The sequence below is a fragment of the Candidatus Omnitrophota bacterium genome (assembly GCA_026387175.1).
Classification (GTDB): Bacteria; Omnitrophota; Gorgyraeia; order 2-01-FULL-45-10; family 2-01-FULL-45-10; genus CAIMPC01.
Map to the genome: position 1 here is coordinate 29444 of JAPLME010000002.1, position 14252 is coordinate 43695.

16 protein-coding genes and 1 tRNA gene are annotated in these 14252 nt (G+C 47.8%); all 17 read left to right on the top strand.

The annotated features are described in order from the left end of the window. The first annotated feature begins 54 nt into the window (after positions 1-54). Positions 55-438 (top strand): response regulator, encoded by a 384-nt coding sequence (locus NTY76_00355; protein ID MCX5677550.1) that lies wholly within the window; start codon positions 55-57, stop codon positions 436-438. 48 nt (positions 439-486) lie between these two features. After that, positions 487-3750, top strand: coding sequence for a 4-alpha-glucanotransferase (locus NTY76_00360; protein ID MCX5677551.1), 3264 nt, complete (start codon positions 487-489; stop codon positions 3748-3750). Then, entirely contained in the window at positions 3751-5220 is a 1470-nt protein-coding gene (locus NTY76_00365; protein ID MCX5677552.1) for a hypothetical protein, read from the top strand. 151 nt (positions 5221-5371) lie between these two features. Continuing rightward, on the top strand, positions 5372-5623 hold the full coding sequence (locus NTY76_00370) for a hypothetical protein (protein ID MCX5677553.1): 252 nt from the start codon (positions 5372-5374) through the stop codon (positions 5621-5623). A gap of 30 nt (positions 5624-5653) precedes the next feature. Beyond that, positions 5654-6037 carry a response regulator gene (locus tag NTY76_00375; GenBank protein ID MCX5677554.1) on the top strand — a complete coding sequence of 128 codons (384 nt, stop codon included), beginning with the start codon at positions 5654-5656 and terminating at the stop codon, positions 6035-6037. A 24-nt stretch (positions 6038-6061) separates the two neighbouring features. Continuing rightward, the gene (locus NTY76_00380) at positions 6062-6415 is read left to right on the top strand and encodes an exosortase system-associated protein, TIGR04073 family (protein ID MCX5677555.1); all 354 of its coding nucleotides are present in this window, start codon (positions 6062-6064) and stop codon (positions 6413-6415) included. Between the two features lie 19 nt (positions 6416-6434). Continuing rightward, positions 6435-7448 (top strand): hypothetical protein, encoded by a 1014-nt coding sequence (locus tag NTY76_00385; protein MCX5677556.1) that lies wholly within the window; start codon positions 6435-6437, stop codon positions 7446-7448. Between the two features lie 55 nt (positions 7449-7503). Further along, entirely contained in the window at positions 7504-8049 is a 546-nt protein-coding gene (locus tag NTY76_00390; GenBank protein ID MCX5677557.1) for a flavin reductase family protein, read from the top strand. Positions 8050-8069: 20 nt separating this feature from the next. After that, positions 8070-8372 carry a hypothetical protein gene (locus NTY76_00395; protein ID MCX5677558.1) on the top strand — a complete coding sequence of 101 codons (303 nt, stop codon included), beginning with the start codon at positions 8070-8072 and terminating at the stop codon, positions 8370-8372. Between the two features lie 55 nt (positions 8373-8427). Continuing rightward, positions 8428-8961 (top strand): hypothetical protein, encoded by a 534-nt coding sequence (locus tag NTY76_00400; GenBank protein MCX5677559.1) that lies wholly within the window; start codon positions 8428-8430, stop codon positions 8959-8961. A 23-nt stretch (positions 8962-8984) separates the two neighbouring features. After that, the gene (locus tag NTY76_00405; protein MCX5677560.1) at positions 8985-9287 is read left to right on the top strand and encodes a hypothetical protein; all 303 of its coding nucleotides are present in this window, start codon (positions 8985-8987) and stop codon (positions 9285-9287) included. 90 nt (positions 9288-9377) lie between these two features. Beyond that, positions 9378-10175, top strand: a complete 798-nt coding sequence (locus NTY76_00410; GenBank protein ID MCX5677561.1) for a hypothetical protein — start codon at positions 9378-9380, stop codon at positions 10173-10175. Positions 10176-10214: 39 nt separating this feature from the next. After that, on the top strand, positions 10215-10625 hold the full coding sequence (locus NTY76_00415) for a peptide chain release factor-like protein (GenBank protein MCX5677562.1): 411 nt from the start codon (positions 10215-10217) through the stop codon (positions 10623-10625). 32 nt (positions 10626-10657) lie between these two features. After that, a tRNA-Ser gene (locus NTY76_00420) sits at positions 10658-10747 on the top strand. 33 nt (positions 10748-10780) lie between these two features. Then, a complete protein-coding gene (locus NTY76_00425) occupies positions 10781-11491 on the top strand; it encodes a hypothetical protein (GenBank protein MCX5677563.1) in 711 nt (236 codons plus the stop codon). 466 nt (positions 11492-11957) lie between these two features. Further along, positions 11958-12674 carry an acetolactate decarboxylase gene (gene budA, locus NTY76_00430; GenBank protein MCX5677564.1) on the top strand — a complete coding sequence of 239 codons (717 nt, stop codon included), beginning with the start codon at positions 11958-11960 and terminating at the stop codon, positions 12672-12674. A gap of 54 nt (positions 12675-12728) precedes the next feature. Further along, positions 12729-14252 (top strand): HD-GYP domain-containing protein, encoded by a 1524-nt coding sequence (locus tag NTY76_00435; protein MCX5677565.1) that lies wholly within the window; start codon positions 12729-12731, stop codon positions 14250-14252.

Consider the following 14252-nt stretch of genomic DNA (forward strand, 5'->3'; position numbering starts at 1 on the left):
TTTGCCTTGATGGCAAACATCCTGTATAATATTACTAAGGGATGGTGCGTGACCATGAGTGAAAAGAAAAAAATATTAATTGTTGACGATGATATTGATTTTATGTTCCTTACTAAAAAGAAGCTTGAGTATGCAGGCTATGAAGTCTCCACTGCTGATAATGGCCGCATGTGTTTGAAGATGGCCTATCAGGCGAAACCCGACATTATACTATTAGATATAATGCTAGAGCATGAGGATGGATTTAATGTACGATCTCTTATCAGATCCGAATTGTCGTTCGCCAATATACCCATACTTTTCATAACCGCACATAAGGAATTAGAGCCGCTACTCAGGCTAAGACAGCAGTCTGTGCCAAGCCAGGAATTCATTTATAAGGGATGTTCTACGGGGGAGCTAATAAATAAGATCGAGTCGACCATGAATAAGAAGTAAAATGGCAAACTGGGGCCGTCTCAGGGGCCCCAGAGGATCTTCAGATATATGCCGAATATGAGACGGTTTAAGAGGCATACAATAATTGACAAGTTTATACTTGTCGCTATTGTATGCCTCTTTTTATTCTCAGGCGTCTCATATGGTTTAGCTCCCGCACCGGGAACACAGTCGTTTCTGATCCGCTGGGAATCGAAGCTTTTGTATATGAGCCGGACGGGGTCTCTCGGGTTTGCCGGTAGCGAAGAGGACAATCTCCGGCTTCATCAAAACGACGCGCAGGTCCTGCTCTTATCTCCCGAAGGCAGGATACTTGCGGACAACAGCTTAAGGAACGACGTCGCGGGCCTTATAAGGGCTGTCGTCTATGAAGAGGTAAGGGCTGTTATACAAATAATGGCCGAAGAAGATCCCTCAGGATATTCTCTCCTCGCGAAGGCGGTCAGTCCGGCAAATGAATCGCTTACGGATCATATTATCGCGAAATCCGTCGAGCTCATCACGGCGAGGGATAACGGCCTTCTCTCCGGCGCTTTGACGGAAGAGGAAGCACGGCTCCTCGCGATAGTCGAGCCGATAATTAAATCCAACGCTCACGGCCGCTTTACGCGTCTCTTCTGGGACGACGCCGCGCGCGCCGATAGGATAAAGCTCGCGATAGCGAACGGCATACACTTTGATGCCGCTCCGGCGGAAGGCCTTCCCGCGTGGGAGACACGGACCACTCCAAGCCCTTTGCGGAAGGTAGATCCGCATACGTGGTATTATCACAAACGTCTCGTTACGTATCAGGTGCCGGTGTTTGCGGTCGCGACCGATCAGGGCATAGGCAAGCTTTTAAATCTGCCGGCGCTTGCGAAGAAGAAGAGGGCGGAATTGGGAGTGAACGCCTTCATGCTGAATCCCATCCATCCGACGATAGACAAGGAGCATTCGCCTTACGCATTTGTTTCCGGATATGCGATTAATGAGCTCTATATCGATTGGCTTGTGGAAGCGTCCAGGTTCTTCCCTGAACTGGCGGCTGACGAAGATATCCTGGCTCTTCGGCAGCCTGAGCTGGCAAATGCGGATTTCGTCAAATATGAAATACTGGAGCCGATAGAGAGAAAGGCCGCGGAGAAGGTCTATAGAACTTTTTTGAAGGACAGGAAGTCGGGGCCTGTCCGGCGCCTGGCCGAAGAGTTTGAACGTTTCAAGAAAAGCCCCGATATGTCCTGGCTCGAGAGTTACGCGGACTTTCGCGCGCTTCACGATATCTATGACAGCGAGCGTTGCAGAAAGACTATCTGGATGGAGTGGGACGATGACGATAGGATAAGGTCCGGTGCCCGGTATGGAGAATTGAAAGAGCTTTATAAGTTCATGCAATTCCGGGCATACAGCCATTGGTTTGAGGCAAGGCGCGGATGCGAAGATAGTGGTGTTGCTTTATTTTACGACCATCCATGGTATTGCGGCAGGGACAGCGTCGACGTACGGGATAATCAGAGGTACTTCAGGGTTCTTGAAAACCCCGGCGTGCATACAAGCACCGGTACGCAGCAATGGGACTGCCTTGTAAGGCACAATTATACGGAGCTTAGCAGGTCCGGATACGAGCCGTTTCTCAAGTTCCACAGATATAAGATGGACGTGCTGGGGTTTGCCGGCGGCAGGATAGACGCCGGCCATATGGCTTATAACTGGATGTCGGAAAGGTACAGGTTCCTTCAGAACGGTGATGAGCCCGGCGATGCGCTCCTCTTGGCGATAAAGCGCGAATTCGATATCAGGAACGCATTTGTCGTAGTGGAAAATCTCGGCGCCGCTATGTGGGTGAAAGATAGGATCCAGGCACTGGGATTGAAAACGATGATGGTACTGAGGTGGCCGGATTCGCCTGTCCCGGAGAACACAATGGCGTTTCTTACCACACACGACCTGCCCCGGCCTCTCGTCGGATACCCGCAATTTTATCAGGATCGTGGAAGGGACTCAGATGCTCATAAAGAGCTGTTTAACTGGCTGGCGAATTGCGGCGCAAGAGATATATGCATCGCCGCAGGCGACGAGTACGGGGACTGGCATCGTATAAATGATCCCGGTCTCTCCGCAGAGCAAAGGATGGATCTGTGCTGGCGCTATATCTTGCCGCGCGACAGCAGTCCGAGGATGCAGTATAAGGATCTCCCCAGCCATATCAACTGGCTCAGTAAAAATTTCACCGGCTATAACTGGGAACATGTCGATGCGAAGGCTGCGCTCGTTAAAGGGAGAGAAGATGCCGCGAAGATGGTAAAAGAGCTTCGGGCCGTTTCAAAAGAGACACTCGACGATCTCGCCCAAGATACCGATTTTGACCTGAAGTATGACGAGGGATATAGAAGCCTGGTTCCCGGCGCGCATGGAAAGAGGATGGATATTTTCCGGAAGATAATCAACAGGATATCGGAGAGCGGTGAAACGGGCACCTATACCATGTGGCATCATGCCATAATGGGCGACTTCTTCGATTATAGCCGCGGCCTGCTTATGTCGATAAGAGGGCTCACCGTAAGCCGGGCGCCGGAAGTGTGGGGCTACATTAGGGAGTTGGAGGATAATATCCGGAGCAATATAAACAGGGAAGAGGCCAATTTCGTTCTTTTGGGATTCATGGCGGAGGTCCTCGAAGGCGCGGCCCTGCGGTCGCCGATGAATGGCGCGGATATTCCGCGGGACGGATTTAGCGCTACGGTGGCGGATCTTGACCGCAAAGCCGCCTGTTACGAAAGCCGGGGCCAGAGCCTTATCCTCTATGCCGACGATCTTTTAGAAAACGCGGTTATAGTGGACCTCGGAAATACGCTCAAGAATATCCTTGCCAAACACAATATATTGGAAGGCGGCCGTATAATATTATTCGCGCGTAACGGAGCGAACGCGAAGATAATGCGCGGGCTCATAAGCGCCGCGGCTCCTGCCATTGAAGTAATTGATATAACTCCCGATCAGCTGCAGGCCGGAAACGATGAAGTAAAAGAGGCGGAGGCGCTTCTCCGCCGGGCCCGGGCCAAAGGCGCGGGAGAGGTGCTGGCTTTGATCAGAGGGCCTGCGGCCGAATACGATGGGCTGGCCTCTTTCGCGAAGTCGGCTTCTCTGCCGATAATCCTGATAGGGAAGGACCATGGACCCTACTCGTTTGCGCTGGCTATAGCGCTTGCGCTCGAGGCCAAATTCCGCGATGCGCCGCTTGGCTGGCTAATTTCATTATCGAGGATAGAATCCGATGATGCCGGTTCGCTGTATGAAAGATACCGGCTGTCTCTCCGAAGCCTTATTTCCGCATAAATGCGATCCATAAACTGGCCCGATAGAATTAACTTCCCCTTAGCCTTCTCGCTAGTCTTCCTTTTACTGGGCTTCATAGGCATCGTCCATCATGAAATGTGGCGCGACGAATTACAGGCATGGATGATCGCCAGAGACAACACATCCCTCGCCGGCCTCGTATCTACTGTCAGATACGAGGGCCACCCGATATTCTGGTACCTGGGACTTTACGCGATAACGAGGTTCACTCATAACCCTTTCGCGATGCAGGTATTCCATATATTGATCGCATCCGCCGGCATATGGGTCTTCGCCAGGTTCTCGCCGTTTACTAAATTGCAGAAGGCCCTCTTCGCCTTCGGGTTCTTCCCGTTTTATGAATACGCCATAAAAAGCAGGGGATATGCGCTGGGGATCCTTCTACTCTTCCTCTTCTGCGTATTTTATAAAGACCGTTCAAAGAAATATATTCTGATTTCCTGCGTCCTGTTCATAATGTGCCAGACGAGCGTTTTGGGCCTCTTAATAGCCATATCTCTTCAGGCAATGCTTATCTTCGAGCTTCTTTCCGACGGTGCTTTCAGAAAAAATATCAATAAATTAGCGGTAGCGGTCATGCTAATAATATTTTTAGCCGGAATAGCCGCATCCTTATGGCAGATCATGCCGCCCGGCGACAGCACTTTCGCCGCTAACTGGCACTTGCAATTTGACGGCCTCCGCATGGAAAGGATCTTTAGCCTCCTCTCCCGGGCATACCTCTGTTCGCCGTATTACTGGTGCTTCGATCTGAACTCCGGCGCATATCAGGCGGAGACGTTATTTCCTAATCTATGCCTATCCGCGGCGCTATTTCTCTTTATCTCCATGCTCTTCCGCAGCAAGCCGAAGATCCTCTTCCTGTATATTTGCGGCACGGCGGTATTTTTAACATTCTTTTATGTAAAATACGGCGGATTTTCATGGCACCATGGCCATCTCTATATTCTATTGATAGCGTGTTTCTGGCTGTCCGCCTTCTACCCCGATACGCCTATTCGCAAAAGATTAGGGACCATCTTCGTCACAATAATTTTAGCCATACACTTTTATCAGGGTGCCATGGTATATGCTAAGGATTACTCTTATCCGTTTTCCGCATCTAAGGATGCGGCGCGGTTCATCGAAGATAGCGGGCTCAAGAGCATGCTGATAGCCGGAGACCTGGATTATGCCGTCTCGCCTATAGCCGGATATCTAGATAAGAAGATTTACTATTTAAGGGAGGGGAGATTCGCCACATATGTCCAATGGGACGACACCTGCCGGAAAGATTATGATCCTGCAAAGCTTCGTGAAGAGCCCGCCCTGCAGAATAAGAAGTCCCTGCTAGTGGTAAATGAAGATTTAAAAGTCCTGCCCGGCTATATGACGAAAGTCAAAGAGTTCACCAGTTCCATGGTCCCGGACGAGAAATATTACCTCTACCTGCTGGATTTCGAGAAATAATCCCCCTGACTTTATGTTTCAGCTGAACGAAGAGGAGTATGAAATCTTGAAGTCGCAATTTGCGACCTCAAAATCCTTGACGATTGGTAGTTATGTGATAGAGTTTAGTAGGATAGCCCAAGAGAATGTTAAAATAAAAAGGAGGGAAGGTATGGCAGAAAATGAGAATGAAGTAAAAAATGCGGCAGGTGAAAGCAAAAGCGATAAGTTTAAAAGGCTTGCTTCAAAGAGGGTAGTAAACGCGATACAGAAGATCGAGCTTATAACGAATCTCGCGGCTTCCAGTTACGAATCGACCCCCGAGGAGGTGGCGAAGATCCTGACCGCACTGCAGGGCTCAGTGGATAAGGTTAAGGCGGCATTTTCCAAGCAGAAGATCGACAAGACGACATTTAAGCTATAAATTATCATAGGACATGGAGCTGGAGGGCAAATGGCTAAAAAGGTTTTAGTGGTAGATGATGAACCGGATATACTGGAAATGCTTGGGATCCGATTAGAAAGCAATGGTTATACGGTTATTACGGCATTTAACAAAGAAGGGTGTTTTAAAAAAGCTACCGAGGAAAATCCGGATCTTATCTTGTTAGATGTTTTGTTGCCGGGGATAGGCGGGCTTGAAATATGCAAGCTTCTTAAAAAAGATGCTAAAATGAAAGATATCCCGGTTATTATTATAACGGCGTTGATCGGAGAATCGGCTGTTGAGGCAGGATTAGAAAGCGGAGCGGTCTGCGTAATAAGTAAACCGTTTGATCCCGCAGATCTTTTAGAGAAAATAGCGGATGTTCTTAAATCCGATCATGAGATAGTGTAATAAAAACGCAAGGAGGCAATGATAATGATGAAGAAGGCGGTGGCGGCGCTATTGGTTTTCGTGGTAATAATTTTTAATGCGGCTCCGGGATATTGCGAAACCCCGGCTTTCAGAAAATTCAGGCGGGGTTTTTGTAACATGCTGACTTTCCATATGGAGATCGGACAACAGATGGAAGCTGTAGGTGATGCACACGGCAATGGCTGGGCCGTAACCGTTGGCCTGACAAGAGGCATTCTTATGTCTGCGGCAAGGCTGCTCACAGGGGTGTACGAGACGGTTACATTTCCGGTGCCTTTTCCTGCCGAGTATAAGCCGATAATGAAAAAACCTGAGTTTTTCTGGACGGAACCATTCGCGGAGGCGCCGGGTAAATAAACTAAGCTAATTAGGCAATATGCAAAAAGTCCGATATGAGCTCGATCCGTATAACAGGCTCGTCCTCGCCGGCACCGGCGCGAAGAGCGATCTCCCGAAATTCCGGCAAGTCCTGGACGGCAAATTCAAGACGGATGAAAATAATAGCCTCTCCTACCACGTAAAAGCGCCCCTTTCGAAAGACGATAATATACCCAATCAGATCAAGCTCTCCGGCGAATGGTCCCTCACGGATGACCATGAATTGCGCCTGACATTGGACAAGTCAGCCAGAGAGACTTTCGGCGATCAGGTAACCTTGCAGGGAGATATCTTAGATGTAGATAAAAATTCTCTCTTATTCGCCGTCACGACCGCCGCGAAAGAGGGTACGCGATCGACATATATCTTGAATATCGCCGGATCATGGAAGGCCGACGAGAATAACAGGATCTCTTTTCATGTAAAGAGGGAAGGCGGCAGATACGATATCCTCACCTTCGACGGCATGTGGGAGGCTAATAAAGATCATCAGATCGTATATCGATACGAGAAGGCGAAGCTTGCACGAAAAAAACGGCAAACCCACACGGTGATATTCAAAGGATATTGGGACATAAAGGATAAGGTCAGGCTCTCCTATGCATTAAGCGGAGATACCGATTCCGTATTCGATTTCAAAACAAGCGCAGGCCTTTTTAAAAAAGACTACATCCAATACGAAGTGGGCATAGGTCTGACGGATCGTAAGAAACCGGCAACGCGAACCGTTAAATTATCGGGTAAATGGAACCTGAAAAAAGACGTCGGCCTGGTCTTTGAGATCGAGTATGAAGATAAGCCCGCAAAAGCGATAATCTTCGGCGCGGATATAAGGCTCGCCGGCAGAGACGCGATATCGTTCAGGCTCAAGAGCGGTGTCGGGAATAAAGACATGGGCATCGACCTGGAACTGTCGCGCGAGATATTTAACGGCGAAGGCGAGGTTTTCTTGAAGGCCCTTGTGTCGGGAAGAGAATCGGCCATCTGCGCTGGAGCCGCGTGGAGGTGGTAGTTGGAAGTGTAATTACTTTGCCTTCCGGGCCGGCTTTTTGTATAATGTTACAGGTATGAGAAAGACCGTTCCATTAGATATCGCGTACAGGCTGTTAGGTTCCGGGCCGGTGGTCCTGGTGAGTTCGCTATTGGGTAAAAGGGCCGCCCTTACTCCGATAGCCTGGAACATGCCGATATCTGACGATCCTCCGGTAGTGGCCCTCGAGATATGGAGGGACCATTTCGTATATAAGGCAATTCTCAAGACCGGCGATTTCGTAATCAATATACCTTCGAGCGATATGGCCGAGATCGTGCGCGGGCTCGGAAGCGTCTCCGGAGCTAAAGTCGATAAATTCGAGAAGTATGGCCTCGATAAAGAACCGTCGAAGAAAGTTAAATCACCCCGTCTTAGATCTGCCATAGGAATTCTTGAATGCAAGCTTCGCAGAGATAAGCATCTCCTTAATAAATACAATATAGTTGTCGGCGACGTGGTCTATGCCGAGGCCGAAAAGAGTATTTTTACAGACAGATGGCACCCTGAGAAGAAAGGGCCGAGACTGCTTCATCACCTCGGAGGCAGGATATTTTACGCTCCGGAAAGACGTATAATCTAAATTAACCAAAGGAGGATAGTGTGAATAGACGTATAGCAGTAGTGATATTAACGTTGTGCATATGCGCTGGAATCGCATGTGCGGCCGATGATAGCACGAAGGCCGCGTCCGAAGATAAAGATCTCGGAACAAAGACCGTCAACACCGTCACCGATACCGCAAAATCCGCCGTGGACGGTACGACGAATACAATAAAGACTTCCGTGAGCGATACGGCCGCCGCGCCGAAGACCGCCATTCAGGCCGTCAAGGATACCGCGAACACGGCTTTAAATCATGCCGACGCGGTTATGAAGACAATCACCGGCGAAGATACTAAGTAAATCGCAGTTCTGGCTCAAGTTTGACAACTAACTATTTATAGGATACAATCTAAACATGATTAATAAACAGATGAAATCAATCTATTACGGTATTATATTGGCAATGGGGTTATCTTTAGCGTGCGCCGCTTCTTCTTCAGCAGAAGAGAAAGGCGACGAGTCCATATTTAAATACAAAAAAGAGCTCTCTATCACAGATAAGCAGGAGAAGAACCTTCGCGATATCCTTACAAAGTTCCAGGACTTTATGACGGCAAAGCAGAAAGAGGTCGATGCCCTTAGCGCTGACCTCAATAAGTTGGTCACGGAGAAAGGGGACCTGAGCAAAATAAAAGCAAAACTTCAGAGTATATCCCGTATCCAGGCGGACGCGACTTACCAGGATATAGTGAGCACCAGAGCCATAGAGAAAGAGCTCTCCGCGGACCAGATAAACAAGTGGCGCGCCATGCAGGAGGAATTCAGGAAGAGCCAGCAGCAAGCGCAGGCGATGGCGGCTAAAGCAAAAGAGGATGTGGCACAACCGAAAGCAGAACAGCCGAAAATAGAAGGAAAAGTGGAAGGGATTGTCCCTAAGAAAACTAAGTAAACATAACGGAAGGAGGAAGTGACGTGCAGAAAAACATAGTACCCGTATTAGTAGTCATATGCATAATTTTAATCAGCGTTCTCGTGATCAGTTCGAGCGCAAATGGGGTAAAGCTGAAAAAGGCCCAGGCACAGGTTATCGTATTAAACAATACGATTGTGCAGAAGGATGCGGAGATAATAAGGCTTAACAGTGTATTGCAGGTGAAGCAGCAGGCTCTCGACAGCATGAATAGAGAGATGGAGAATGTAAAGACGGAATTAAGTAATACCGTAATAAGGCTCCAGGCCCTGCCTGCCGCGCAAAAAAGCGCCGCCACCAGATAGCGATAGTTTGAAAGGCAGGGACTGTCCCAACGTGTCTTCTAAGTGTTGAATGGGACTGTCCCGCTTTTCTCTATATGCGGAGGTGTCCATATGAAGAAATGGATATTTGCGGTAGTATGGATTTTAGCGATACTTTTGATATTAGGTATGGCCAAAGATCTGGTCATAAAATTTGCGGTCGAGTCGGGGGCGCGGATAGTAACGGGCCTTAATCTGAAGATAGGGGTTTTCAGGGTCGGCATATTTAACACCCTTGTGGACATCAGGAACCTGCGTATATTAAATCCGGCGGGTTTCAAAGATAAGATGATGCTCGATATGCCTGAGATTTATGTTAAGTATGACCTTCCGGCTATCTTTAAAGGGAAGATATATTTAAAAGAAGTGCGTATAAATATGAAAGAGTTCGTCGTAGTTAAGAACGAGAAGGGCGAATTAAATCTCAACTCCCTTAGGGTGGTAAAAGCCCAGAAATCCGGCAGTTCACCCAAGGTTCAGGCCGGCGGGAAGGCTCCGGAAATACAAATAGATAAGTTGCGCCTCAAGGCAGGTAAGGTCATATATAAGGATTACTCCTCCGGCGGCGTTCCGCGTATAATAGAATATAATATTAATATAGACGAAGAATATCGGGATATAACCGATCCTTATACTTTAGTGAGCCTTATCGTGGCGAGGTCCCTTATGAACACATCGATAGCGAACTTGACGAATTTCGATCTTAATGGTTTGAGCAGTTCAGTTTCCGGTGTTCTCGCGAATGCCCAGCAGGTTACCGATACGGCAAAAGCGGCGACTGAGGCCGTTAAGAATGTTCAGGGCACGGCATCGAAGGCTGCCAGTGCCGTGAGTGACGTGCTCGGTGATGTGTTTGGATCGAAGAAGTAGCGGAATTATCCTCCCTTAAGACTAAACGCGGAAAATAATATGGGATTCGGTGTAAAGAGAGACAAGGAGGAAGTCTTAAGGGTAAGGATGGTTACGCTAGGGATAAGAGAAGCGGACCTGGATGAACTTTTTATACGGGCGGGTGGAAAAGGCGGACAGAAGGTAAATAAAACCTCTGCGTGTGTTTATCTCAAACACAGGCCCACAGGCATCGAGGTCAAATGTCAGAAGGAGCGTTCTCAGGCCCTAAACCGGTTCTTTGCCAGAAGGATTCTCACCGATAAAATCGAATCGCTTATTCTGGGCCGGGAAGCCGCGGCCGAGAAGAAGATAGAGAAGATCAGGCGTCAGAAGCGGAAACGCTCTCGCAGGGCCAAAGAGAAGATGCTTAGGAATAAAAAGATGCGTTCCGAAAAGAAAGAGTTGCGAAGGCCCCCTGCGGCCGAATGAGCTGAACGAAATGTTTTGACTGAAAACCCTTTGGAGAGATGGCTGAGTGGTTGAAGGCGCACGCCTCGAAAGCGTGTGACCCTTTACAGGGTCCCTGGGTTCGAATCCCAGTCTCTCCGCCAGTTTTGATAATAGGTATATACAGGAATAATATTATGGACAAAAAGACATTAGCATTGCTATTCTGTTTAACCATTACGTGTTCATTTGCTTTCGCGGAAGATAATACGGTAGAGCCAGCAGGAGTCTATGCTACAATCGACACCAAACCTTCCATCCAGGCAATAAATATATTGAGAACCGGTACGGATAAAGAGAAGACGGCGATGGCAATGGTAATTGAATCGCATTCCGATAAATATTGTCCGGCCGTATTCTTTTCTTTGGCAGCGTATCTTTTTGATGTCGGCAAAACCGACGATGCTTTGTTCTGGTTATACGCGGGGCGGATACGAACACAATATGATATTAAGATATGTACCGATGAAACCGTTGCGGGTGGTTATGAGGAATTAAATATGTCTGTGCCGGATCTACTTAAAGTAATACAGTTTGAAAATTTAAATAACACAAAAATAATTGTACAAAAAGCAATTAAATGGGATAAAGAAACTCCGATCAATTATGATTCGCGCTGGATAGCTTTGCATGGAATGGGCGCCTTTACGAGGGCTATGGATAACAATAAAAAGAAACCCGTTCTGACTATACCCGAAAAAGAGTGGAAGGATGTGGCTGAAAAAAACAGAAAAGAATATTGGGATGCATTCCAGGAAGACCTTAATACCATAACGCCCGAACAGTTCGAACAGATAAGAGCAAAAATAAAGTCTTTGAAGCAGGAAGCCGCCGCTGCAAAAAAGTGAAAGTAGAAGAATATTCTGGGTATCACTGGGACGGTTTACACGACAATCCCCAAGCCTGTCCATGGGGCACAAGAGTTATTTTTCGTAATGACAGGCTTTTCGTGCCGTTTCTTGGCCGACTTTTAGAGACCTACCTATTGCTACATACGTCATTCCTAATATATGCAATTGTTTTGCCCTGACGGCAAATATCTTGTATAATGCTACTGTTGTATTGACAGGAATCACTATGCGGGCAGTGAGCTCAGACGCGGTTCGAATTGGTTGCACTCGCGTCCGCCATATTTAGTCAGTCTTAGTCAGTTTTATATGGCAACGAGTTGGGGATTCGAAGCGAGGCCGCGCCGAGCGAATAGCGAGGAAAAGCGCTATGCGCGACAGCGGCCGAGCTGGCTACGCAGGCGAGCTCCGCGAGCCGAAGTAGCCGAATCCCCCAACGGCGCCGCCAAACAATCCTATTGAAACTATGAAACTATCCAAACTCACAAGCCTCTCCATTGTTCTCCTCGTCATCGCCGGGCTGATCATATCCGGCCAGCAGATCAAAGACAGGGATACCCTGTATCAGGTCTCCGTTTTGGATGCTCTCATGAAAGGTGATTACGACGGTAAAGTGACCTTGAATGAAATACGCAGGCACGGTGATTTTGGCATCGGCACCTTTGACCGGCTCGACGGTGAAGCGATAGAATTAGACGGGATATTCTATCAGGTCAGATCGGATGGAACGGTCCGGCGCCCTTCAGGTGATATAAGATCCCCTTTCTCCATGGTTAAATTTTTTGGCGCTGATATAGAATTTTCTGTTCCCAGGGAATCCGATTACCTTTCGTTGCAGAAGTTTATAGACAGCCGCCTGCCGACCAGGAATATTCCTTATGCGATCAAGGTTGAGGGTAGATTCAGTTATATTAAAACCAGGAGCGTTCCCGCGCAGAATAAGCCTTATTCTCCACTGTCCGAAGTTGTTAAAAATCAGAGCGTTTTCGAGTTTACTGATATAGCAGGCACCCTGGTAGGTTTCAGGATTCCGGATTATATGAAAGGTGTTAATATGCCTGGATATCATTTACATTTCATAAGCCGTGATAAAACAAAAGGCGGCCATGTCTTGGCATGCGTGATAGATAGCGCCAAAGCGAATGTCGATGATATCGATCGTTTCATAATGAGCTGCCCATAATTTTTCTAATTTATATTGGCCCACTGGCGTATTCCATGATATTATTATTAGATAATGGCAAAGCTTATTAATAGAAACAGCATTAAATTCAAGATACTGAGCATAGTGCTCTTCGCTCTGTTCCTGCTGACGTTCACTCTCGGCTATTTCTCTTTTCAATTTAGCAAGAACCGCATCATAGGCATGCTGGGGGATTCTCTCACCGGAATTGCAGCCTCCATAGCGAGCTTTATATCCGCTGAGGACGTTTACTATATTGTAAAGAATTCAGAAAATATCAAACGAGCCGCTACGTCTGAATATAACCGCCCTAAGGGACTTGATCTGCTTTCGCCCCGGACCCTCGATGAAAAGCCCGAACCGCCGCCTAAAGAGCCGGAAATAAACCCTAGGGCCATGTATGATAAATATTCGGCGATTTTGCAAAGAATAAAGAAATTAAATAATATAGACAGTTCGATCACTGTATATCTGGCGTCAAGAAATCGTTTTTGGGCGTCACTGACAAGTGAGCCGGTCTATTTGGCGGGCACCGCTTATGTGATGAGGCAGGAAATTAAGGATGTTCTCTTATCAGGCACAGCGCAGGCGACGGGTATTTACGAAGATAAGGACGGAACATGGATCTCGGCATATGCGCCGGGCACACCTCTTCTGCTTGAGGATAAGCGGGTCGTGGTAGAGGTGAATTACAGGATCGATGCTTATATAAAAATGCTGAATCAGGAGCTGGTCATTATAGTGATAATATGCGTTGTGGGATATCTAATGGTGGCCTTTATAAGTTATCAGCTTGTCACCACTTTGGTGGGCGCGATAAAGAAGCTGGATGAGGCGATAGTCGATCTCGAACAGGAACGCTATGACAAGCCGATCGATATAAAAACAAACGATGAGATAGGACACCTTGCTGCGGCATTTGAGCTATTGAGAGTATCTATCAGGAAGAAGATAGATGAGCTGCGCCAGTCACTTAAGCGAGAGAAGAAAGCGCATCTCGAATCAGTTGTAGCCCTGACGAACGCCATAGAGGAGAGGGATCCCTATACGAGAGAGCATGTAAGCAGGGTCCAGGAATACGCTCTCCTGATAGCTAAACATATGCATCTTCCCCATGATGACTTGATCCAGCTGCGGTACAGCTGCGTTTTGCATGATATAGGCAAGATTTACATCGAGAATGCGCTTCTTAAGAAGGTCAACCTCACTCATGAGGATTTCGAAGAGATCAAAAAGCATGCCGAGCGGGGCGCCAAGATAATCGAGGGCATTGAGTTCCTGACGGATGTGAAGGAAGCGGTCCTGAGCCACCAGGAATGCTATGACGGTACAGGTTATCCGAGGGGATTAAAAGGCAACGAGATCCCTCTCCTGGCGAGAATAGTTTCCGTGGCCGATGCTTTTGACGCGATGACCACCGACAGGCCCTATAGGCCGAAGATGAGTTTCAGCAAAGCGATGGATGAGATTGAAAAAAAATCCGGGACCCAGTTTGACCCCGAGGTTTGCGCCGCTTTACTGGCATACAGGGATACGCTTGAACATATGGCGCATAAGCGGTTTACCGAGGACATATAA